Origin of the sequence: Rhodobacter xanthinilyticus, from assembly GCF_001856665.1 — a bacterium.
In the GTDB taxonomy this organism is placed as follows: Bacteria; Pseudomonadota; Alphaproteobacteria; order Rhodobacterales; family Rhodobacteraceae; genus Rhodobacter; species Rhodobacter xanthinilyticus.
On record NZ_CP017781.1, the window covers coordinates 1,419,426 to 1,440,679 of the forward strand.

General features: G+C 64.2%; 20 protein-coding genes. 4 read left to right on the forward strand and 16 right to left on the reverse strand.

The features are described from left to right. Window positions 1-11 precede the first annotated feature (11 nt). The 10 genes from LPB142_RS18985 to LPB142_RS07055 all read right to left on the reverse strand — a co-directional run bounded on the left by LPB142_RS18985 (window position 12) and on the right by LPB142_RS07055 (window position 9,007). A complete protein-coding gene (locus LPB142_RS18985) occupies window positions 12-860 on the reverse strand; it encodes a hypothetical protein (RefSeq protein ID WP_156894333.1) in 849 nt (282 codons plus the stop codon). A gap of 119 nt (window positions 861-979) precedes the next feature. Next, entirely contained in the window at window positions 980-1,600 is a 621-nt protein-coding gene (locus LPB142_RS07015; protein ID WP_071165926.1) for a DUF6441 family protein, read from the reverse strand. Between the two features lie 4 nt (window positions 1,601-1,604). Next, a complete protein-coding gene (locus LPB142_RS07020) occupies window positions 1,605-1,919 on the reverse strand; it encodes a head-tail joining protein (RefSeq protein WP_071165927.1) in 315 nt (104 codons plus the stop codon). A gap of 11 nt (window positions 1,920-1,930) precedes the next feature. Beyond that, window positions 1,931-2,956: a major capsid protein gene (locus tag LPB142_RS07025; RefSeq protein ID WP_071165928.1), complete on the reverse strand. Its 1,026-nt coding sequence runs from the start codon at window positions 2,954-2,956 to the stop codon at window positions 1,931-1,933. A 48-nt stretch (window positions 2,957-3,004) separates the two neighbouring features. After that, window positions 3,005-3,385, reverse strand: coding sequence for a head decoration protein (locus tag LPB142_RS07030; RefSeq protein WP_071165929.1), 381 nt, complete (start codon window positions 3,383-3,385; stop codon window positions 3,005-3,007). Between the two features lie 53 nt (window positions 3,386-3,438). Next, window positions 3,439-4,749, reverse strand: a complete 1,311-nt coding sequence (locus LPB142_RS07035) for a S49 family peptidase (protein WP_071167160.1) — start codon at window positions 4,747-4,749, stop codon at window positions 3,439-3,441. Then, window positions 4,749-6,260: a phage portal protein gene (locus LPB142_RS07040; protein WP_071165930.1), complete on the reverse strand. Its 1,512-nt coding sequence runs from the start codon at window positions 6,258-6,260 to the stop codon at window positions 4,749-4,751. The genes LPB142_RS07035 and LPB142_RS07040 overlap by 1 nt, the downstream gene beginning before the upstream one ends. A 2-nt stretch (window positions 6,261-6,262) precedes the next feature. Further along, window positions 6,263-6,475, reverse strand: coding sequence for a phage head-tail joining protein (locus LPB142_RS07045; RefSeq protein ID WP_071165931.1), 213 nt, complete (start codon window positions 6,473-6,475; stop codon window positions 6,263-6,265). After that, a complete protein-coding gene (locus LPB142_RS07050; RefSeq protein WP_071165932.1) occupies window positions 6,475-8,523 on the reverse strand; it encodes a phage terminase large subunit family protein in 2,049 nt (682 codons plus the stop codon). Before LPB142_RS07050 ends, LPB142_RS07045 begins: the two co-directional genes overlap by 1 nt. Further along, on the reverse strand, window positions 8,471-9,007 hold the full coding sequence (locus LPB142_RS07055) for a hypothetical protein (protein WP_071165933.1): 537 nt from the start codon (window positions 9,005-9,007) through the stop codon (window positions 8,471-8,473). The genes LPB142_RS07050 and LPB142_RS07055 overlap by 53 nt, the downstream gene beginning before the upstream one ends. Before the next feature lie 134 nt (window positions 9,008-9,141). Between LPB142_RS07055 and LPB142_RS07060 the strand changes: the two genes are divergently transcribed. The 4 genes from LPB142_RS07060 (at window position 9,142) to LPB142_RS18400 (ending at window position 10,977) form a co-directional block, all read left to right on the forward strand. Next, a complete protein-coding gene (locus LPB142_RS07060; protein WP_071165934.1) occupies window positions 9,142-9,357 on the forward strand; it encodes a hypothetical protein in 216 nt (71 codons plus the stop codon). Between the two features lie 111 nt (window positions 9,358-9,468). Beyond that, window positions 9,469-9,696, forward strand: coding sequence for a hypothetical protein (locus LPB142_RS07065; RefSeq protein WP_071167161.1), 228 nt, complete (start codon window positions 9,469-9,471; stop codon window positions 9,694-9,696). 95 nt (window positions 9,697-9,791) lie between these two features. Beyond that, entirely contained in the window at window positions 9,792-10,355 is a 564-nt protein-coding gene (locus LPB142_RS07070) for a DUF3489 domain-containing protein (RefSeq protein ID WP_071165935.1), read from the forward strand. Window positions 10,356-10,464: 109 nt separating this feature from the next. Continuing rightward, complete coding sequence (locus tag LPB142_RS18400; protein ID WP_083392612.1) at window positions 10,465-10,977, forward strand: GIY-YIG nuclease family protein; 513 nt, start codon at window positions 10,465-10,467, stop codon at window positions 10,975-10,977. A gap of 30 nt (window positions 10,978-11,007) precedes the next feature. On the opposite strand, the gene LPB142_RS07075 is transcribed toward LPB142_RS18400, so the two are convergent. The 6 genes from LPB142_RS07075 to LPB142_RS07100 form a co-directional block, all read right to left on the reverse strand. Beyond that, on the reverse strand, window positions 11,008-12,336 hold the full coding sequence (locus LPB142_RS07075) for a site-specific DNA-methyltransferase (RefSeq protein WP_071165936.1): 1,329 nt from the start codon (window positions 12,334-12,336) through the stop codon (window positions 11,008-11,010). After that, window positions 12,333-13,595: a DNA methyltransferase gene (locus LPB142_RS07080; protein WP_071165937.1), complete on the reverse strand. Its 1,263-nt coding sequence runs from the start codon at window positions 13,593-13,595 to the stop codon at window positions 12,333-12,335. Before LPB142_RS07080 ends, LPB142_RS07075 begins: the two co-directional genes overlap by 4 nt. A gap of 400 nt (window positions 13,596-13,995) precedes the next feature. Continuing rightward, entirely contained in the window at window positions 13,996-16,065 is a 2,070-nt protein-coding gene (locus LPB142_RS07085) for an AIPR family protein (RefSeq protein WP_071165938.1), read from the reverse strand. Then, window positions 16,062-17,036 (reverse strand): PD-(D/E)XK motif protein, encoded by a 975-nt coding sequence (locus LPB142_RS07090; protein WP_071165939.1) that lies wholly within the window; start codon window positions 17,034-17,036, stop codon window positions 16,062-16,064. Before LPB142_RS07090 ends, LPB142_RS07085 begins: the two co-directional genes overlap by 4 nt. Continuing rightward, window positions 17,023-19,758 (reverse strand): Z1 domain-containing protein, encoded by a 2,736-nt coding sequence (locus LPB142_RS07095; protein WP_071165940.1) that lies wholly within the window; start codon window positions 19,756-19,758, stop codon window positions 17,023-17,025. Before LPB142_RS07095 ends, LPB142_RS07090 begins: the two co-directional genes overlap by 14 nt. After that, the gene (locus LPB142_RS07100; RefSeq protein ID WP_071165941.1) at window positions 19,755-21,248 is read right to left on the reverse strand and encodes an ATP-binding protein; all 1,494 of its coding nucleotides are present in this window, start codon (window positions 21,246-21,248) and stop codon (window positions 19,755-19,757) included. Before LPB142_RS07100 ends, LPB142_RS07095 begins: the two co-directional genes overlap by 4 nt. Window positions 21,249-21,254: the final 6 nt, after the last annotated feature.

Genomic DNA, 21,254 nt, shown 5'->3' on the forward strand with positions numbered 1-21,254 from the left:
GCCGCCTTCCTCTAAAAGGATTCTGAAACGTATTTGTTCGATTCAATCACTGACTGAATGGTTTCCAAGTCATCAGTGGGAATCAGTGACGTTCCCGAAAATGCGGCACCGTGGGCATACCTGCCTCTCATGTCGATAGTTTCCGCTGCAGTAGGGGATATAGCGACATGTACGGGCTTTTCCTTTGGGTAAGGTATTCCCGTATCCAGGGTGTAGCGCTCAAGTATGGCGCCGCTTGCCGCAAACATCAGCTGCTGGATTACGTTGTTCCTATTCCTTCCCGATAGAAAGGACATCGGGCGTCCTTCGATCTCAATTCTATTCCTTGGCGAGTACTTAAGGAATCCGCTTTCCAGCGGTGAGCTCTTATTGTTCGAATGAACTCGTCGTGATGGTTCAGGCGAGGAGCTAGACCTCCTTGTCCTGGTGATCCGATAGGATTGTTCGGTCAAGGTGAGTGCGATGTCATAGGTCTTCAGTACGCCAGCTTGTATCTTTCGTTCCATCCGTCTTGATGCTCCGAAATCGCTACTATCACTTATGAATTTTGGGAGTGCCGAGTCGTCCAAGCTTGTGAATAAACCAAAGTCGCGCTCAAGAAGAAAGAAATCACCTCCAACACCATCTGCCAACAGGACTGTTCTGCAGTGCTCGGGAAGCGCTAGTCTCGAAGATATCAATCGAGTCGCCAAGTGAGCTGGGTTATCAATTTCCCATCCGTTTGGTACGAAGACCGCGCATAGATTTCCTGTACCACTTACGAGAGCATCAGGCCCTCGCAAGAGTAGAGGATGCTCAGGCTTGTACACGAAATCGGACTCTGAAAAATGCTCTTGAAGGAAAATCTCAAGCTCTTTCATTTGGCCTCACTTAGATGGCGCGACTCGACACATGCGAGACCTTCTTGAGGCTATTCAAAAGGCTAGCTGGCTTAAATGACAATCCCTTTCGTGATCTGAACTTGAGGAGTAGCTCCATTTCATTCGCGCCACCCCGCCACGATCCGCCCCGGTACGCCGTCGATGGCCCTCTCGGCATCCCGCGCCAGATCGAGCCGCTTGCGCAGCTTGACCTGCGGCACCAGAAGGAAGATCGGCACGGTGGTCAGCCCGCGGCCTGTCTTAGCTCTTGACGCCACAGCGCGGCCCTTGCTGTTCAGCCGCCCCTCGGCCACCAGGAGGCTTGGGCCCCGGCGGCGATAGATGAACCGCAAACGTAGCCCCGAGCGGCGTTCCCATTCGCCGGGGGTGATGCGACCACCGCGGGTGCTTTTCCCCGCCGCCGGGGTTGGGATTGCCAGCCAGAAGCCGTTGCGCGACCGGATCAGTGGTCCGGCGTCGTGCGCGCCGACGATCACCGGGGCGTTCGACCAGACCAGCGCCGCGGCGTTCAGGCTCTCGCTGCCCCTGGGATAGGTGGCCAGCCGGATCGAGTTGCCAAGCCGTGTGCCCAGCCCCGCGCGGGTGATCTGGCTGCGCCAGGCGGATTTGAGGCCCGCGCCTGCCTCGCGCATGGCGGTGGTGACCGCCCTCTGGCCCGCAGCGATTTCCGCCTGCATTATCGCAACGATGTCAGGATCGATGGTGAGCTTCAGTTTCATCGGATCACGCCGGGCGGAGATCGAGGGTCCAGATCAGCCGTTCCCGGTCGCGCAGCGGTTCTCCCTGGATGACATGGCTGTCCGCGCCGATGACGATGACGTCGCCCGGGCGCGGGGCGGGCAGGTCTGCCACACGCACATCCACCACCGTCGTGTCGCTGACGAACCGGCCAGCGCCGAAGTCGGTCACTCGGTCGGGCGCGCGGCGGATGATGCGGATCGGGCGTTCCTCGGACGTGGTGGCCGAGATCCAGAGGGCCGGGGCCGCCATGGATGCATGGGTGAAGATGCGGTACATGGCGGTGGCGAAGACGGACATGGGTGGGTCCGTCAGTTCGACGTGTGGAGGCGGATCGCCAGCCGGGGTCGCTTGTTGATGGGCAGGATCGAGGCCTCTGTCATCACGTCGATCCAGCGGCCCTTTTCGTCGAGATGCTGGCGGGCGTAGAGGGGCAGCCCGATGGTGTTGGCGGTCTCGAGCAGGTTCGCCGGGCCGCCATAGGTGGTGAAGGTGTCCATCGTGCCGAGCGGGAAGGCGATGCCCTCGTTCGCCGGGACCAGCCGTTCGGTGGCCTTGGTCGAGAGGGTGACGGTGCCCGAGTATTCCTCGAAGAGGATGCCGCCGAAGGGGAAGTTGCGGCGGACGTCCTCTCGCAGCGGCTGGGCGCCGGTCGAGGCGTAGAACTTGTAGGCTTCTTCGGTCTTCGGGTGCGCGATCAGCTTGTCGAAGAATTCCCGGCTGACCAGCGCGTGGACCGAGGTCATGGCCTCGCCCAAGAGGTTGTCCTCAATGGCGCGCAGAACCTCGCGCACCTTGCCCTGCACGTTCGTTCCGGCCGTGCCCAGCACGAAGTCTACCGAGATCTGCGCCAGACCGAATTCGGTGAAGTAGTTGTAGAGGGTCGTCCCGGCCCCGTCCTTTACGATGCCGCGCAGCGCGTTCATCTCCATATATTCGCGGGTCTGTGCATGCTTGCGCCGCATGAGGAGCAGCTTGCGGTTCATCACCTCTACGAGGGGATCGGCGGAATCAAAAGCGCCGCCCAGCGCGGGCTGGCCCTGAATGTCGGCGGGCAGGATCACGTCGTCATGCGGGATCCACGGCAGGGCGAAGCTGCGCATCGACCGGCCCTCGCGGGTGCCGACCGTGGCCGGGCCGCCGAGGGGGACGGAGGGGAGAAGGCTCAGGACGCCTTCATATTGCTCGATGATGACCGAGCGCTGGCTGACCCCTTCGAAGCGGAAGAGGCCGATCTGGGCGAGGCGGGTGTAGAGGTTGGGCAGGATGTTGATGGCCTGCGTCATCTCGGCCAGCGAATAACCGCCAGCGTCGAAGGGATTGCGGACGAGGGTCATGGTGGGGCTCCGGGGAATGAGGGGATGGGCGCGGCCGGGTGGGCTGCGTCAGACGCCGTCGCGGGCGATGATGCCTGCTGCGGCGAGTTGGCCGATCTTGGTGGTGATCTTCGCCCCGTCATCGACAGTGGCGTCGTAGGCGAGGCCCGCACGCGAGACGATGGCCGGGCCTCGGGCGACGACGATGCCCACGGCGTCCGCCAGCGTGGCATCGACGGCATAGAGCAGGACGGCCGATGCAGTCTGCGCGCCATCGGTGCCGCCGCTGGTCGCCAGCTTGTACTTGCCGCTGGCGGTGATGCGGCCAAGGACGGCGCCCACGGGGTAGGGTGTGCCTGCGAGCAGCGTCACGACCTCGCGGGTGTAGTTCGGGTTGACCTCATATTTGAGGACATCGCCCATGCTGGGCGGTTCCGTCAGGACGGGCATGGTTCAGTCTCCAGGATGTTGGGGGTGGGGGCGCCCGATCCGGGCGGTGCGCGTCAGCGCGAGGCGGCGGCCGATTTCTTCGCGGCCGCGACAATGGGGCTTTCCTTGGCACCCGCCGCCGGGGCGGTGGCGATGATGCCCGCGGCATCGCTGCGCGCGGCGAGATCGGCCAGCACCTTCGCGCGCAGCGCCTCGGGCTTCACGCCCTTGGAGACGGCATCCGCAGCATCGATCTGGATGCCCAGGCGCGCGGCCTGTGCGCAGACTTGCGCGACCTCTGCCGCCTCGGCGCGGATCGCCTCGGGCGACATCGCGGCCGCCGTGGGTTGCGGCGGTGTGACTGCCGTGGTCGGGGTCGGTTCCGGCGCGGGGCTGGCGGCAGGCGCGACCGCAGGCTGCGCATGGTCTTCGGGGGCAGTGGACATCATTGGGCCCTTTCCTCTGGGGGTGATTGTGCCGCGAGGTGCGGCGGCGAAAGCGCGGAAGGCAGTGACGGGATCGGCGACCTCATCCGCGAGACCGGCGAAGACTGCGGCCTCCCCGCGGAACACGGCGGCTTCGGTGCTCAGCGCGCGTTGGGTGTCGAGACGGCGTCCACGACCTTCTGCGACGGTTTCCGCGAAGAGCTGGCGGAGGTCTTCCAGCTCGCCCGCGATCCGGTTGCGGACGGCCTCGGGAAGCGGCTGGTAAGGGTTTGCATCGACCTTGCGGGCGCCTGCGTGGATCAGCGTGACGGCGATCCCTTTCTGGTCCAGTGCCCCGCTCATGTCGCTGTGCAGGGCCACGACGCCGATGCTGCCGACGGCGCCGGTGCGGGGCAGGATTATGCGGTCGGCCTGGGAGGCCAGCGCATAGGCGGCCGAGAGCGCGTGGTCGGCGACGAAGGCCTGCACGGGTTTGACCTGACGCGCTGCGCGGATGCGGTCGGCGAGGTCAAAGGCCCCGGCGACCTCGCCGCCGAAGCTGTCGATGTCGAGCGCAATGCCACGGATGGCTGGATCGGCGAGGGCCGCCTGCAGCTGGGCCGCGATCCCCTCGTAGGAGGTCAGGCCGGAGGATTGCCCGATCCATGCCCCGCGATGCACCAGCGTGCCAGCGATCTCGATGACCGCGATCCCGTCCACGACCGCGAAGGGCTGGCCGCCATTGCGTGCCTGACGGCTGGTCAGCTCGTCGCCGAACAGCGATGCGCGGGCGGGAAGGGTTCCGGTGACCTGATCCTCGGGATCCACAGCCATTCCCTCGACGCTGATCTCGCGGCCGGTGATCCGCGGGCCAAGGCCGGTCAGGAAGGCCAGTGCCTTGGCGGGATCGACCATCAGCGGGGTGTTGAAGACGCGCTGGGCGATCTGGGTGTGATGCATCATCCTTCCTCCGCAGGCCGGGGTTCCCGATCCTCGTCAACATCGTCCTGATTGCCTTCTTCCTGCTGATCCTGTCGTTGGCGCTCGGCATCACCCGGCCCCGCGCCGCCACCCGCCGCCTGCGCCGGTGACCCCGGCCGCCGGAAGTCGAGACCCAGCTCGGCCTCGCGTTTGCGTTCCGCAGCGATTTCCCGGTCAACCTGTTCAGCATCATAGCCGCGCTCGGCGATGGCCTGTGTGCGGGATTTCAGGCCCGCTTCGATCTGCAGGATCTCGGCCGAGGCATCCTTGGCCGGATCGATCCAGTCCCATTTCGTGGGAAGCCAGTCACAGGCGAGCCAGGTGCGCCGGTCGGTGACATAGCCGGGCAGGTCGATGGCGCCTGCCAGCACGGCCATGTCCATCCAGCGCGTCCAGACGGCACGGCATAGCTGGTAGACCATGACCGAATGCTGGAAGGCCGAGATGCGGCGGCGGAAGTCGACCAGCGCGATCCGGGTGTTCGAGAAGTTCCCCTTGGCGGTGTCGCCGGTCAGATAGCCATAGGGCACGCCCAGCGCGGCGCCGATCTGCAACAGCGTCCGGTACTGGAACGGCTCATAGGTGGACCCGGAATCCGGCGTCGATGGCGTCGTGACGTTCTCACCCGGATCCAGTCGCACCACCTGGCCGGGTTCCACCTCCAGATCGTCCTCGGCCGGATCGAGGGCGGTTTCCGGGGCGGGGGAGGTGATGAACATCGCGAACATCGCCGCGGTCTTTTTCCGCTCGAGTTCTGCATCGTCGTAGAGGTCCAGCGTGAAGAGCTTCACCACGGCCGCGGCAAAGCGCGACACGCCGCGCAGCTGGCCCGCCTCGACAGGGTCGAGGATGTGGATGACCTCGGACGCGGGCACGCGCACCGTCTCACCAGCCAGCCCCGGATCGGTCATGTCCCCCGGATGGCGACGCAGGAAGTGGTAGGCCACCCGCCGCCCGATGCCGTCGAATTCGATCCCCTGCCGGATCGATCCCGCGCCGGGCAGGACGCGGGTCATGTCCTGCGGCAGCATCTCGGATGGCAGCATCTGCAGCTGCATCGGGACGGTCAGCCCGTCCTCCGGCCGCCGTGTGCGGATGCGCAGGAACACCTCTCCTGCCAGGAACACCTCGCGCGCCGCCCGGCGCTGGAGGCCGAAAAAGTCGGTCAGGCCCTCGGCATCGGCCTCGTCGGTCCAGGCGAGCCAGAGCTTCTGTAGCGCCTCCTTCTTCGCCGCATCCGCGATCTTCGACGAGGGCTTGATCCCGTCACCGACGACATGGTTCGCGAAGGCATCAACGGCGTTCGCGGCATAGCCGTTGTTGCGCACGAGCCAGCGCGCGCGGGCGGTGATGGTCTCGCCCGAGGCCGCGATCAGGGTGTTCACATGGGCGCGGCTCGCGCGGAAGCCACGCATGCGCCGATGCGATTGTGCGGCGTCAAACCCGCCGATGATCGAGCCAAGGCGCGCGCGGAAGGCGTCGAGCACCATGGTCACAGACCCTTCGTGGCCACGGTGCCCCAGCGGCGGCGACGGGGCGTGGCCGAGGCTGCTGCAATCCGCCCTTCCAGATCCCGGATCGCCGCGGCCAGTTCGGCGTCCGAGCCGTAGGTCACGGTCTTGCCGTCGTAGCTGACGCTGCGCAGCCCGGCGAAGCGGGCTTCCTGCAATGCTGTCAGCAGGGCCTGCATGCGGTCGAGATCCATCAGTCCCTCATGAAGTTCGGGGTATAGGCCCGCCGTTTCCGGCGCGGCGTCGTCAGTGTTCCGGCCTTGGGTTGGGCCGGGTCCGGAGTGGATTCGGCCGCCATGGTCGTTGGCATGCGCGTTTCCACGCCCGCCTGCGCTTCGAGGCGCCGCCAGGTGGCCTCGTCCCAGCGATCGGCGCCGAGGATCCACGCCGCGGCGCGGGCATAGACCCGGCAGTCCAGCGCCTCGTTCCGCTCGCGCATCTTCTGCCATTCCTGATGGGCATAGCCGCGCTTGTTGCGGATTGTGACCAGCTGTTCGGCGACCAGCTGCTTCAGCCATTCGGTGTCGGCCCAGCCAGGAAGATGGATCGTGCCTGGGGCGTTCAGCGCGCCGAGCGCGTGGTCCTCATCACTTGGCCGCTCGATCCGCAGGAACCGATAGGTCTCCGCCTTGAAGGTCGCCGTGGCCACCGACCACAGCCGCGCGCCGCGACGGAGGCGTTTGCCGCCGATGGTTGCATCGACATAGGTAGGGCCCGAGACCGGTGCCGCCCTGTTGAAGCCCTCAAGCCCCTTCAGGGGCGCGACCTGTTCGAACCCGACCTTGCGCGACCAGGCGTAGACCGCCGCGGCCTCGTACCCGGTGTCGATGCCCAGCCGCGCCACGGTCATGAAGGCGCCGTTGGCATGCTGCCAGCTCTTCCCTAACAGCGCTGTCAGCTTGTCCCAGGCCGCCGGATCATCGGGGCCGCCAGGGATGACGATGTGATCGACCAGCCAGCTTTCCATGCCCCGGCCCCAGGCCCAGATGTCGACTTCGATCCGGTCTCTCTGGACGTCGGCACCGGCCGTCAGGAACAGCCCCGCCATCGGCACGGTGCCCGGCTTCCACGCCTCGCGCCGATCCGCCAGTCGCTGCCATTCCGGCGCGTCGCCCGACTCGACCCATGTTTCGCCAAGCAGCGTGTTGCGTGCGGCGCGCAGCGTCTCGTCCGACCCCTGGGCCGCCAGCCATTCCCGCGCGACGTCGGACCAACTTTTCCACCCGAGCGGCGAATAGAGAGCCGAGAGATGGAAGCCGATGGCCTTCGGATCCCTGGAAACCGCTGTTGCCCGCCATTCGCCGCGGGCCAGCATTTCGGTCTTGTGGTGCTCGGCGATGGGACGCTCGCAGCCCTCGCAGTGATAGGCGGCGGTTTCCGGCTTCCCCTTCGCCCAGCGCAGGCGGTCGAACTGCAGCCACTGCATCGCCCCGCAATGCGGGCAGGGCACGAAGTAGCGCCGCTGGTCAGAAGCCTCGAATTCCCGCTCGATCCGGCTCAGACCCCGGATCGTCGGCGTCGAGACCATGAACACCTTGCGTCGATGCGAGAAGGTCGTGGTCCGCGCTTCCGCCAGCGTGACCGGATCGCCTTCCTCGTCGGCCGAGGCCGGATAGGCGTCGACCTCGTCCAGAAACACATAGCGCGCGGGCATCGACCGCAGGCCGGTCGCCGAATTGGCACCGGTCAGCACCAGGATGCCGCCTGGGAATTCCTTCGACAGCATCGAGTTGCCGGCATCGCGCGACCGGGCAGGGTTCACCCGTTCGCGCAGGGCGGGGCTGTCCGCGATCAGTGGATCAAGACGGCCGCGCGATGTGCGCTTGGCCAGTTCCAGGCTCGGCAGCACCGCCAGCATCGGCCCCGGCGCGTGATGGATGACGAAGCCGATCCAGTTGTTCCCGGCCTCGGTCGCGCCGACTTGCGCCGCCTTCATGAAGGTGATGCGCTGCGCCGGATGGCCGGGCGAGAGCGCATCCATGATCTCGCGCAGATAGGGCGCGCGGGCGGTGCGGTAGCGCCCCGGTTCGGCCGCGCCGCGCGACGACAGCCAGCGATGCTGATCTGCCCATTCCGACACCGTCAGGTTCGGATCGGGGCGCATTCCCTGCCGCCAGACCCTCAGCAGGTCCTCGGCCCCGTCGAATCCGAGGTCGAGACCCTCGGTCAGGTCGTTGTCATCGTCCTCATCATGCAAGCGAGACCCGGAGGTCGGCGAGGGCGTCGAGCTGTTCGCGGACATGGGTTTCCAGCACCCTCTGCATGATCGCGGTCTCGATCGTCACCGATGCCCCGGATTGCCGTTCCACCTCCGCCATGATCTGCGCCGCCATCAGCGCGGCTACCCGTCCGGGCCAAGTGACCCAGACATCGCGTTCCTGCCGCGCCAGGCGGAACACCAGTGTTTCCGCCCGCGCACGGTCGACCAGCGCGCCCTTCTTCTTCTGCACGGCCAGTTGGCGTTCCTGCGCCGCGTAGACGGTGAGCGCCGTGCGGGCCTTGATGTAGGATGTCGTGTCGCCGGGACCGCTTGCCAGCCCGTCACCACCGAGGGACCGGCGCTGCTGGTCGGGATCCGTCATCTCCGCCCGGCGTACGTCCGAGGCCGTGGCGTTGATCGACCCGTCGTCGTGGACCACCAGCCGCCCGTTCTTGCGCGCCTTCTGCACCCCGCCGCGAGACAGGCCGGAATGGGCCGCGTACTCGCGTTCGCTCATGCCTTTCATGGCGCTGTGAAGCCTGTTAGTATATTGAAAATAAACAGAAAAAGAAGATCATTCCCGTTGATTGTCTCCCCCTCTGGAGCGATTCTGTCGTCCATCAGCAGGCCGCATCGCGCCGACCCCAGGAGGGCTTCATCATGACCACGACCACCATCCGTATCGACTATTCCACCCTTCCCGAGGGCTTTGATCTGAGCCGCCCGGACGCCATCGCCGAGGTTATCGAGCAGGCGCTGCGCGAGAGCGGGATCCCGGCCGAGGCCACCGACGTCCTGTCGCACCTCAAGATCGAACTGCCGACCGCCCAGCTTGGTGCCGCCAGCCGCACGCTGGCGGAGATGCGGCTGATCTGACCGGAATGATCAGAAAGCGCTGATATTGCTGCGATTTGCCTACGATCATTCGCCCGACAGAGCGATGGTGTTGGCACCGGAACGATGCAACTCACCGAAGGACGCCCCGCCATGACTACCCGCCGCGCCACCGACAACTCCAAAGCCATCGACGCCTTCATCGCCGCCAAGGCCGAGATCGACATCATGCTGGAGCGCCTGAAGGCCCTCAGCGACGACCATTTCGAGACCCACCCCGACGAGATCCATTGGGGCCATGTCGGGACGCTGGAGCACTACGCGGGCCTGCTGCGCCAGATCTCCGACAGCGCCTTCAAGGAAGGCGAACACGCCGCCTGACGCGCCCCCACGGCGCGAAGGCCGCCCCGTTCGAGGACGGGGCTTGCCTCCGTAGAAGGCGCGCACACCGCGCGCCCACAGCCACGGAGGCCCCGATGACCACCCCGTCCGACACCCAGTCCCTGATCCTGTCCCGCGCCGCGACACGTCCCGGCAACCTCGCCCTGCCGCTGCCCGAGGGGCTGGTCGGCGCCGCCGCCAAGATGGTCGTCGGCAAGATGATCGCCCGCGGCTGGCTCGAGGAGGTCGAGGCCAACCTGCGCCGCAGCGAGCCGTTGTGGCGCGAAACCGGCGACGGCCACGGCACCACGCTGATCGCCACCGAGGCCGGGCTGGAGGCCATCGGGATCGAGCCGCTGACGGCCAGCGCCGTCGCTAGCGTGCGGAAGGCCAAGCCGAAGCCGGACCCGGCACAGATACCCGACGACACCGCCACCGCGAAACCCGTCGCCATCCGCGCCGGCACCAAGCAGGCGCAGATCATCGCCATGCTCCAGCGCCCCGAGGGCGCGACGGTCGCCGAAATGGTCGCGGCGACAGGATGGTTGGCCCATACCGTCCGCGGCTGCATCTCGGGGGCGCTGAAGAAGAAGCTGGGTCTGCCCATCGCCGCCGAGAAGGTCGAGGGCCGGGGGACGGTCTACAAGATGCCCGCCTGAGCCTTCAGAGTCTGTCACACAGCACCGCCGTCTCAACCGAGCGGCGGCGAAGCTTCTTGTTTTCAAGCGCTGATCTTGCAAGTCTCAGAAAAACATCAGGAGACATGCTTTGAAAGTGACGAGCTTTGGGTTGTTTTGGCGTGCGAGCGAGATTGACTGGAATCCTGGGCAAGGCAATCGAAATGGGTTTCGGTTACTCGGGCGGATCGGTGCCAACCGGGGAAACATCCGCGTAGCTGATTTCCGGCACCAGCAAGGCATTTACATCCTTTTTGACGAGTATGGTCCAGCCTACGTCGGTCTGACACGCGCTCAAGGGCTTGGGAAGCGATTGAAAGACCATCTCACCGACCACCTTCAAGACAAGTGGGATCGCTTCTCTTGGTTCGGTTTTCACCCCATTGGCAATCCTGACCCGCGAAGCAGAATTCTTCAACTTAACCAGCCCGACGAGAATTTGACCGACGATACGCGAACGACGATAGGTGACCTTGAAGCACTTCTGATCCGTTCGATCGGTCCAAAGCGGAACACGGCATATCCCGGGTTTCAAGGGGCAGAGGAGTGGACACAGATCGACTATGAAGAACAAGAGAAATACATAGGAAGATTAGGTGCTTGATAGCGAGACAGGTCGAATCGTAGCGCGAATTCATTTATTCTCCCAGCAAGCTGTCCGCCCTGTCGCCATCTCCCACCGCCGCACAGCGACGTCACAGTAGACCGGGTCCAGTTCCACCGCGAAGCAGCGCCGTCCGGTGCGTTCCGCGGCGATCAGCTGGGTGCCGGAGCCGCAGAAGGGCTCGAACACCAGGTCGCCGGGGCCGGTGAAGGCCTCCAGCACAGCCTCGACCAGCGCCACCGGGAAGACGGCCGGGTGCGATCCGGCGGCACCCAGCCCGCCCTTGTGGCGCATGATGCGGAAGACGCTGTCGGGGATGCGGTGGCTCTGGATCGCGTTGCCGTAGCCGGTCTTGCGGTGGACCGTGCCGTCGGCGCCGCGGAGGCCACCGCCGCCGAGGGTTTCGCCTGCGTGCTTGCTTTCCACGGTCTTGTTCGGCTTACGGGGTTGGCGGTTGAAGTGGAAGATGAACTCATGGGAAGGTGCCAGGCGGCCGTTCCAGTCGCCGGGCAGGCCGGGCCCCTGGTCCCAGACATACCAGCCGAAGCGGCGCCAGCCTTGCGCGCGCATCCAGTCGAGCCAGCCGTCCCAATACGGGATCCATTCGCCATCGCGATGGACGAGGCCGAGGTTCACCAGCAGCTGGGCATCGACGGTGACCGGCGCTGCGGAGAAGACGCCCTGCATCAGCGCATCCCAATCGCCGACCTTTTCCTTCGCCGCGCCATAGTCGCGCTGCTGCGCGTAGGGCGGCGAGGTGAACAGGAGCGAGGCCTGCGCCCTTTCCATCAGACGCGCCACCACGGCCGGGTCGGTTGCATCGCCGCAGATGAGGCGATGATCGCCCAGCGCCCAGATGTCGCCGGGGCGGGTGATCGGCTCGGTCGGGGCCTCGGGGATGGTGTCGGCCGTGTCGTCGTCGATGGGCGCGCGGTCATCGGCATCGTGCAACAGCGCGTCCAGTTCGTCCTCGGGGATGCCGATCAGCCCGAGGTCGAAGTCCTCGGCCATCAGCCCGCGCAGTTCCTCGAGCAGCAGCGCCTCGTCCCACCCGCCCAGTTCGGTCAGCTTGTTGTCGGCGATCCGATATGCGCGGCGCTGCGCCTCGGTCAGATGGCCCAATATGATGACCGGCGCTTCGGCAATCCCGAGCTGGGCCGCGGCCAGGATGCGGCCGTGGCCCGCGATCAGCTCGCCATCGGCTGCGACCAGCACCGGCACGGTCCAGCCGAACTCGGCCATGCTGGCAGCGATCTTCGCGACCTGATCGGCGTCATGGGTCTTGGCATTGCACGCATAGGGGCGAAGACGGGCCAGCGGCCAGTGTTCGATCCGGCCGGGCAGGAGGGGCGCGTTCATGCCGCGAGCCGCTTTGCCTTGAGGGCGGCGAAGGTCTCGCCGGTTTCCGCCAGCACGGCCTCCAGTCCGGTGAAGGACTGCCAGCGCTCGATGGCGACATCGACATAGGCCGGGTTCAACTCGATCCCGAAGCAGACCCGCCCTGTGGTTTCGGCCGCGATCAGCGTGGTGCCGGATCCCATGAAGGGTTCATAGACCGCCTGGCCGGGGCTCGAGTTGTTCAGGATCGGCCGCCGCATGCATTCCACCGGTTTCTGCGTGCCGTGGACCGTATCGGCATCCTGATCCCGGTTGGCGATCTGCCACAGCGTCGTCTGCTTGCGGTCCCCCGCCCAGTGACCCTTGCCCTTGGCGCGCACCGCATACCAGCAGGGTTCGTGCTGCCAGTGGTAATCGCCCCGGCTGAGCACCAGCCGGTCCTTGGCCCAGATGATCTGCGACCGGATGGCGAAACCCGCGGCCGCCAGGCTCTCGGCCACTGTCGCGGCATGCAGCGCGCCGTGCCAGACATAGGCGACGTCGCCGGGAAACAGCGCCCAAGCCTCGCGCCAGTCGGCCCGGTCGTCGTTCAGCACCTTACCCGTGCGTTTCGTCTTGGCCGCGCCAGCCTGATTGCGCCAGGAGGGATCGTATTCGACGCCATAGGGCGGGTCGGTCACCATCAGCAGGGGACGGACATCACCGAGCAGCCGCCCAACGACATCGGCCGCAGTGCTGTCGCCGCAGATCAAACGATGCGCGCCCACCTGCCAGAGGTCGCCTGGCACCGACACCGGCGTGACCGGAAGCTCCGGAACATCGTCCTCGCCCTCGACCGGATCATCGTCGCCCAGCGCGTCGGGATCCCGCAGCAGCGCGTCAAGCTCATCGTCGCTGATGCCAAGCAGCGTCAGGTCGAAATCCTCGGCCAGCAGCCCCGCAATCTCGTCGCGCAGCAGGGCTTCGTCCCATTCGCCGAGCTCCGTCAGCTTGTTGTCGGCGATCCGGTAGGCTCGGCGTTCCGCCTCGTCGAGGTGGCTGAGCCGGATCACCGGCACCTCGGTCAACCCGAGCATGGTCGCAGCCAGCACCCGTCCATGGCCCGCGATCAGTTCACCATCGTCGGCCACCATGCAGGGGACGGTCCAGCCGAACTTGGCCATGCTGGCGGCGATCTTCGCCACCTGGTCGTCGCCGTGCATCTTGGCATTTCGGGCATAGGGGCGCAGCCGGGCAATCGGCCAAGACTCTACCTGGCTCGGCGCGAAGACGAGGTCCATGGGGCGGGGCTCGGGATATGTGGAGGAAGAAAATGAAAAGCGCCCGCGAGGGGGTTCCTCCGGGCGCAATTCTTCGATGATCAAGGGGTAGGTCAATGGGGGCAGGTCTGTCAACCCGAAAAGTGAAGCGGATTCAACAGCTTCTGACGAATTGGCTTGCCGGGGTGACTTCTGGCCACCTGGCTTCCCCGAAGGTGGCTTCCCTGGCTTCCCGCCGGGAATCCACCCCGGCCAGATCGTGATTCCGCAAGCCGCTGATCTGACTCAAGATTTCCGGCGTCGGCGCGCAAGGTGGCTTCCGCCTGGCTTCCCCGGTGAAAATGCCTCACGCTAGCGAAACGCCGCGCTGCGCCCCCCCGCATACGTTCAGGGCCGGGGAGGAACCATAGGTGGGGGGAGTCTAGGACTCGCCGAACCCCTGATCTCTCATGCGCCCGAGCACATCAAGGGCATGGCGTGCCTGCAGGTCCGAGGGAATCCGGCGCGGCATGGATGCGCAGACCTCGAGGATCTGCATGTCCTTCGGCGTCAGGCGTTTCCGCTCGCGCCCCCAAGCCAAGACTCCGCTCCAGAATTCGGCGCCCAAGGTCACGACCTCCGCTTGGGCATTTATGCCTTCGGTCATTGCCTTCTTTGCCTTCTCGTCGCGCTTTGCCGCCTTGGCGGTATCCACGAGGGTCAGGCAGGTCTCGAAGTCATCGCCATAGTTCAGCGTCCGACCCTTCATCCCGTTCCAGCAGGCCTGCTGCTTTGCCCATTCCGACATGTTGCGGACACCTGCGGGAGGGTGGGTGATGACGTCATGTGCCTCTGCTGCTGCCAGAAGCAGAGCGCGCTGGAGGGCCTCCGGAACAGACTGCCGTCTCCAGATCGCGTCGAGGTCGAGGACCTGCTTCTCGCCGTTGGCATCGTGAAACACCTTCGCCATAGAGTAGGTGACGATGTTGGCGCGATAGCCGCCCTCGTACCACGGCTGCTTCGGAACCTCGGTCTCGAGCCAGCGAAACACGATCGCCTTCGAGACAAGCCGCTTGTACCAGAGCTCGTCATACTTGGCGTCGCTCCTGGACCATGATTCACCGATGTCCTTGGCGAATTCGGCGAAGTTCTTCTGGGCCCCGCGCGAAACGATGTGCGGCTGGCCGGCCGCCGAGAACTCGAACTTGGCGAGATCGGTCTTGCTGAAGAGCTGTGATTTGGGGAACTGGATGTCGAAATCGGTCTGGGCCTTCCCTTTCACCTTCGGCCGCGCGTTGACGAACTGACCGCGGGAACGCTCGTAGAACCACTTGGTATCATGACGCTCGCCAGCACGCGCCGGAAAGAGAACGCTGCGCGAAAACTGTTCCATCCGGATATGGAAGGGATGGTTCGAGAAGAAGTCGGCAGCGTTCACCTTGTTCTGGGTGTTCGCGTATTCCGAGATCTTCGGCACGATGTCCTCAGACCTGTCGGAAGGAACGACAGTCAGCTTCATCTGCACGAAGACTTGCGGGAGCTGCTCCTTCGCGGACTTCAGCCCAGCGTGGATTGACCCGGTTGTCTGAGCGCCATTCACGATCTGCAGGTTGCTGATCGACGCAACGGCCATCCCGTCATCCGTCCTTACGCAGGACACAGCATCGGCAGTGGCTGACAGGCCGTTATTGTAAGGGAAGAAGAGCTCGGGTTCCTCCTTGATGGTCTTCTGGATGCCCTTGTTGGTCTTGGCCCTTGCCTGAAGGAAAGACCGGACGTTGGCCTCGAGAAGGCGTGCGCCCCACTTGTCGTAGATTGCGGCCAACTGCTCCCCCGGCACGATCAGGAGGTAGCTTTCGAGGGCAGCTCCCGTCTGCGACGCCTTGAGCGCCGGAAGGGGCGCCCCGAAATCCCGGGCAAAGTCGATGACCATGTCCTCGCGGGCCTGTCCCGACCTGTCGAATCGTTCGAAGCGCGCCAGATCCCAGACTGACCATGTGATCGGCACATCGCCGATGTCGGCCAGTTTCACCGTATCGTCGCGGCCGATGTACTGTCGGTTGGAAATGAGGATCAACTTGACCTTTGTGACCTGCGACCAGGTCGTGATGATCAGGTCCGAGACCTGGAAGGCGGGGTTGGCCTCGTTCAGCGAGTCGCGGAATTCCTCGGTCTTTGCCTTCTTCAGAAATCGGATCAGGGGGTTCAGGATCGGGGGCACATCCCCTTTGCCAAAGGTCTGGACGGTGTCGCTGTCGGCGAAGTCGCACACGATCAGCCCCAACACCCCTTCGCTGTCCCGCGGATCACCCGCATAGCCGTCGATCCTCAGTCTCTGTGCACCCTCACCGCTCTGGAAATAGGCGCGATCTGCGACTTCCAGTTCACCGGCCTCGGTCAACCGCTCGGTCATCCGGTCGAAGAAGGCTTCCACAGGAAAGACTCCGCTGGCGTCCGCTTCGCGGCGGATATCGGCCATCAGGTTCTGGTGATATTCTTCTAATTCGTTCATGTCTGATCTGCTTCGTTCAACTTCTCTTGCACCGCGCCCCAATCCGTACGGAATGGAGTGCAGGCAGAAAGGGCAAGGGCGTAGGAAACCGCAGACAACCCGAGTGGCACGGGGGCGGCAATCCGCGGAAAGTCCTCGGTCACAGCATGGAAATCGGGAGCCGAGACGATCCAGCGCCAGGCCGAATAGTCGTGCACGATGTCAAATCCGGCGTCAGCCAGGTGCAGATCCCAGTCCATGATCGCTGAAGGCTCGGTCTGTTCCAGAAGCTCGGTGACTTCCGAGACATACTCGGTCAACGTGCGGCCGTGCGGCGGCTGCACCTTGTCGACGGCCAGCACCGCCAGCCACAGGCGTCGATCCGGCACATCTGCCAGCTGGAACTCGTTGGTAATCTTCACGAAGGGCTGCGAAGCCCCGCGCCTCGCCTTGACCTCGATGCAGTCGGCCTTCAGCTCGAAATCCTTTGGTGCGCCAGAAGGCCCCGTCCAGGCGGTCAACGCCGGTTTGGCACCGAGCGTGGAAATCAGCAGCTTCAGGACTTCGATCTCGCCGATCAGGCCCTTCTGGGCTTCCTCCGAAAGCACTTCGAGCTTTCCGCCGCGAAGCAGGTAGTGCCAGCGGAAGGTGCGGCCGATGGCGCGTTCGAGGGCTTCAGCCTCGGTATCGGCAAGCTCGCCCGCCGCCATCACATCGCGGCACAGGGTCTCGAACAGTTCAAGCTGGGCGTTGTCCTTGAGACGGATGTATAGGATCGGACCACCTGGCAGCGTCTGGAACCGGATTTCGAGGTTCCGGAGCTTGGGCAGTTCCGGGGCGGGTTTCGGCAGGTCAGCCAGTTGCAGGACAAGGGCCACATCGGCGCGGGGCATGACCGCCCAGAACCAGTTCCAACGTGCCGACGCCGAAACCCGGCGCGTATCCACCTTCCCGGCCTCGAGGCCGGACCACGGCGTGTCATTCGGTATCACCGAGCGCCTCCTCTTCGATCTCTTCCTCGCCGAACATCTCGCGCATCCGGATGGTGTTGACGATGTATTCCACGGTGCCACCCTGAACCTCGGATGGCGGGAAGCAGATGCTCCATGCCAAGACCAGATATGGCGATTTTGCCTTCAGCTCTTCTGGAACCACAGGTTCGACGAACCGGAGGATGATCAACGGGCGGCGCCCCTTGACCTCGCAGAAGATGCGGGGCGGAAGGGTTTCCGGAACGGGCTTTCCGTCCCGAATCCGCTCTTCGCGAAAGGCATTGGTGGCCGCGTCGATCTGTTCCCTGGTCAGCCCGACACGCTCGTCGCCAGGCGAACCGACGCGTCTGCTGGTGCCGCTGATTGCGAGGACGCCCTGCCGCAGATCCGGCTCACCGACCGATCGGCCGAAGGCCCGCATGTCGATCCCGGACAGATTGGCGGATGTCGCATCCGCCTTCTGTGCGCTGGCGAAGAGGACATCCCACTCCCTGAGCTCGGTGTCGGCGCGTGCATCTATGTAGTCCGACATCAGCCTCGGATCGGTGAGGGGATCAGAAGCATCGGCTCGGAATGCACGCAGGAAATCGCGGATCAGATCGACCGAGACGCCGCTGAAGAGGGTTCCGCGGGAAGGGTTTTGCGGTGCCAGCCCGCTGGCCTGGATTGCCGCCGCCAGTGCCTGCCCGGCCTGTCGGTTGCGGTCCAGCTGATCGCGATCTGTGCGGATGCGTGTCGTTTCGACCAGCTTTCCTGCTAGACCGACTTTCATCGGGAACTCGCGCCCCGTCCCCATCTTGTTCCGCGCCGTCACGATCAGCGATTCCGGATGGCTGCGAACGGCGAGGCCGAACTGCTCTGGCGTGGCCTTGGCAAGTTCCATGCGCTTCAGCTGGGTCTGCAGGTCGTCCATCGCTTCGTGGATATGGGCATACCAGCCGACACCATCGGCAGGGATCCAGATCCGGCACAGATCCTCGTAGCCCGGCCGGTAGCCGAACCACCGGCCCATCTGCATGAGCGTGTCATACATCATGGAGTTCCGCAGGAAGTAGCTGATCGTCAGCCCTTCCAGCGTCAGGCCGCGCGAGAGGGAGAAGCCGCCGACGGCGATCACCGTCACGCCATGTTCCCCGGTCTGGTCATAGTCGAGCGGCTGCGACCGTTTCGACGCGTTGACTTCGACAACACGCGCTGCAACCAGAACCTCGTGCAGGCGAGCTTGGACGGTGGGCCAGTCCGCGCCCTCGGCCTCGGCGAACTCGGACTCCCAGACCGCATGCAGGGCAGCAATCTCGGGGTTGCGCAAAGCGACCTTGCCCTTGGCCCCATCGACCGCGACCGCGTCCCGCATCTTGTCGACCACATCGGCCACCCGAGACCGCAACCGCCCCTGGACATCTGTGAAGCGTGAGGCGTTGATCAGCATCGAGGCATGGGCGGCCTGCTGGCCGCGGGCATTCCGGATCGCCCGCGCGACGACAAAGGCGCGCACGGCCCGGATCAGGCTTTCCGGCAGCACGTCGACCGGATGGTCGATCTTGTGCTTCATCGGAAGGATGTCCTCATTGTCGTCGATCAGGCGGACGTGCTGGTCACGGGCGTCGAGGAACACCTTCTGCGCCCCGAAGTAGTTCGACGGCGCGTCGAGGCCGATGATGAAGTGCCGCGGGAAAAGGTCCTGCTTCAGCGTCTCGTCGTCGGTATCCGGATCGATGAAGATGTTGGCGAAGGGTGTCGCCGTGTAGCCGACGTAGCAGCTGCGGTGGAAAAGCGAGAGGAGTTCGCGGATCTGGCCGTTGATGCGGGTCACCTCGTCACGCGCATAGGCCGTGTTGATCGAGGCATTGTCAGCCTCGTCGTCGATCAGCAGCATCGGCTGGCTGACCATCTGGGTGCCTTGGTGAACGGAATGTTCCTTCAGCCACTCCAGCAGGTTCTTCAGCGTACTGGTGTTCTTCTTGATCACCAGCACCACTGGAACGTTGTATTGCCCGATCTGGCTGGTGTTCGTGGTCGCCGTCGCCTTGTTGAAGTCGCGCAGGGTGTTTGTGAGAGACACTGGAAACTCGCGCTGGTCGAATTGGCCGACCCCGATGATCTTCTGACGCTGCGCCTTGTTTGCGTGGGCCAGTCGCCCGGTATCCCGGCCGATGAAGCCCTCGTCGATCCTCGCCTGTGTCTGGTTGCGAAGGTTGTTGTGGATGCCCGCGATCACGACGATCAGACGATAGCCTGCATCTGCCGCCTTGCAGATCAGCCCCGTGTAGTTGGCGGTCTTGCCGCTTTGCACATGTCCCACCACCATCCCGCGGCGGCTCCAGGGGCTCAAATTGCGCGGATCGCCAAGACGATCCAGCACACGATCCGTCACCTCGTCCGTCGCGTCGATCACCGACTTCGGCAGTCCCTTCAGGTTCAGAAGTTTGCGGTACCGGCCCCAATAGAAGTCCCCGATCTCGCCGTTGATCCGGGCGTCATGCAGCCAGGGACGGAAATCCTCTGCATCGACAATGGCGCCAAAGCCCATGCTGATGCCGTATTTCTCCTCGATCAGGCGTGCGAGTTCCTCTGCGTCATCATCTTCGACTTGGCCCGCGAACATCGGCATGACACGCAGTTGGGCGATGATCTCCCGGATCGACTGCGCCGTATGGGGGCCGGGCTGCGACGCCATGTACATGGACGTCATGCCCTCGAGGCTGCTCAGGATCTGCTTCACTTGTCTTCCTTCGTCTCGATCGTCGCTGCAATGATGCGCTCCGTATCTTCCCAGGCCGATCGGAAAGGATCGACATCCTTCATGAGCGATTTGATTTCCTTGATATCCTTGCGCGCGCCAAGAAGGACGGAGAGGGTTGCCTGCACGGCTTGGGCAAGCGTGTCTTCGTCCACCCGATCCGGAACGATCTGCTCGGCTGTGCCTGCCATGTCGGCGTGCAACGTTTCGATGGGCAATGACGCCCCGACCAGAGCAATACAGTTGAAGAAGCCCCGCCGGAGGTCCGGGGGCAGGCTATCGGCAAAATCGGCAAATGCGGGATGCTCGATGTTCGGGCGGTAACGTATCTGCCCATCTGCCTGGATCCGGTGCCACATCGGCAGCCGTTCATGATCGACGAGCTTCTGTCCCCGCTTGCTGTAGGTGCGCTTTGAACCGGCGAGAATGCGTTCGATGACCTTTTTCAGGCGATCGCGTACGACTGGCGGAAGCTGGGCCGAGGATTTCTTGACATCGATCTTCCAGTCCGCGTCCATGCTGTTGGGTATGTCGATCCTGACCCGGGACAGTTTAGTCAGTTCCGATTGGCGACATAGACCGAACCACGTGCCGTGCAGGATCAGACGCTTGCCGCGATAGAGATAGAACCCCTGCGATTTCAGGTGACCTTCCGGCCCGCCGATATCCTCCCATTCCGTCTTTCCCATCTGCTTGTGATGAGGAAGCGTGAAGCTCTGGATCTCCACGTCGCCCCTGATCAGGGTCAGCTTTTCTTCCGGGTCTGAAATCGTCGCGGGGTTCTTTCGAGCGAACGGATCAAGGGGACGAAGCAGTCGCTCGTTCAGGAGAATGCGCAGCGGTTTGGCGTTCTCCATGAACCGATGAAACACGAGGCGCAGGTGGCGCTCTGTTTCCGCGATCCTCTGGTTGATGACCTCGGCGCGCTTGGCTGCATTGTGGGAATAGCCGCCTGTCAGTCGGTCGAGTTTCTGCCAGAGCACGAGTGTGCCCTTCTGCCCCAGCTTTTCGATGCCGGGGATGAGATCGAAATGATCGGGCAATTGCACCGCCCATTCGTTCCGTTCGGCCACATCATCAAGATCCCAGATGGCTGCGCTGGTTTGCCCTGAACGACGAGACACGACCGTGAGCCGACGACACTGGGAAAAGCTGGCGCTCTTGAGCCCGAGACCGAACCGACCGAGGTCGGGTTCATCACGCGTGGCCAGCGGGTTCCTGCTGCCTGGTCGCATCGCCGCAACAAGTTCGTCTTCCGTCATGCCCTCGCCATCGTCGATGATCGCGATGTAGGGCTCGTCCGAATAGGTCTCCGTGACGATCTCGATCCGATGGGCGCCAGCGGTAATCGAATTGTCGATGATGTCTGAAATGGCCGTCTCTAGAGAATAACCGATATCCCGCAGCCCCTCGATCAATGCTGCGGCGTGAGGAGTGGCATCTGCCCGTCTTGAAACAACAATTTCCTGCATGCGAAC

What these genes read in the sequence shown, in the direction of transcription:
- LPB142_RS18985 (WP_156894333.1), bottom strand. Translation starts at nt 860, where the DNA reads ATGAAAGAGCTTGAGATTTTCCTTCAAGAGCATTTTTCAGAGTCCGAT.
- LPB142_RS07015 (WP_071165926.1), bottom strand. Translation starts at nt 1,600, where the DNA reads ATGAAACTGAAGCTCACCATCGATCCTGACATCGTTGCGATAATGCAG.
- LPB142_RS07020 (WP_071165927.1), bottom strand. Translation starts at nt 1,919, where the DNA reads ATGTCCGTCTTCGCCACCGCCATGTACCGCATCTTCACCCATGCATCC.
- LPB142_RS07025 (WP_071165928.1), bottom strand. Translation starts at nt 2,956, where the DNA reads ATGACCCTCGTCCGCAATCCCTTCGACGCTGGCGGTTATTCGCTGGCC.
- LPB142_RS07030 (WP_071165929.1), bottom strand. Translation starts at nt 3,385, where the DNA reads ATGCCCGTCCTGACGGAACCGCCCAGCATGGGCGATGTCCTCAAATAT.
- LPB142_RS07035 (WP_071167160.1), bottom strand. Translation starts at nt 4,749, where the DNA reads ATGCATCACACCCAGATCGCCCAGCGCGTCTTCAACACCCCGCTGATG.
- LPB142_RS07040 (WP_071165930.1), bottom strand. Translation starts at nt 6,260, where the DNA reads ATGGTGCTCGACGCCTTCCGCGCGCGCCTTGGCTCGATCATCGGCGGG.
- LPB142_RS07045 (WP_071165931.1), bottom strand. Translation starts at nt 6,475, where the DNA reads ATGGATCTCGACCGCATGCAGGCCCTGCTGACAGCATTGCAGGAAGCC.
- LPB142_RS07050 (WP_071165932.1), bottom strand. Translation starts at nt 8,523, where the DNA reads ATGTCCGCGAACAGCTCGACGCCCTCGCCGACCTCCGGGTCTCGCTTG.
- LPB142_RS07055 (WP_071165933.1), bottom strand. Translation starts at nt 9,007, where the DNA reads ATGAAAGGCATGAGCGAACGCGAGTACGCGGCCCATTCCGGCCTGTCT.
- LPB142_RS07060 (WP_071165934.1), top strand. Translation starts at nt 9,142, where the DNA reads ATGACCACGACCACCATCCGTATCGACTATTCCACCCTTCCCGAGGGC.
- LPB142_RS07065 (WP_071167161.1), top strand. Translation starts at nt 9,469, where the DNA reads ATGACTACCCGCCGCGCCACCGACAACTCCAAAGCCATCGACGCCTTC.
- LPB142_RS07070 (WP_071165935.1), top strand. Translation starts at nt 9,792, where the DNA reads ATGACCACCCCGTCCGACACCCAGTCCCTGATCCTGTCCCGCGCCGCG.
- LPB142_RS07075 (WP_071165936.1), bottom strand. Translation starts at nt 12,336, where the DNA reads ATGAACGCGCCCCTCCTGCCCGGCCGGATCGAACACTGGCCGCTGGCC.
- LPB142_RS07080 (WP_071165937.1), bottom strand. Translation starts at nt 13,595, where the DNA reads ATGGACCTCGTCTTCGCGCCGAGCCAGGTAGAGTCTTGGCCGATTGCC.
- LPB142_RS07085 (WP_071165938.1), bottom strand. Translation starts at nt 16,065, where the DNA reads ATGAACGAATTAGAAGAATATCACCAGAACCTGATGGCCGATATCCGC.
- LPB142_RS07100 (WP_071165941.1), bottom strand. Translation starts at nt 21,248, where the DNA reads ATGCAGGAAATTGTTGTTTCAAGACGGGCAGATGCCACTCCTCACGCC.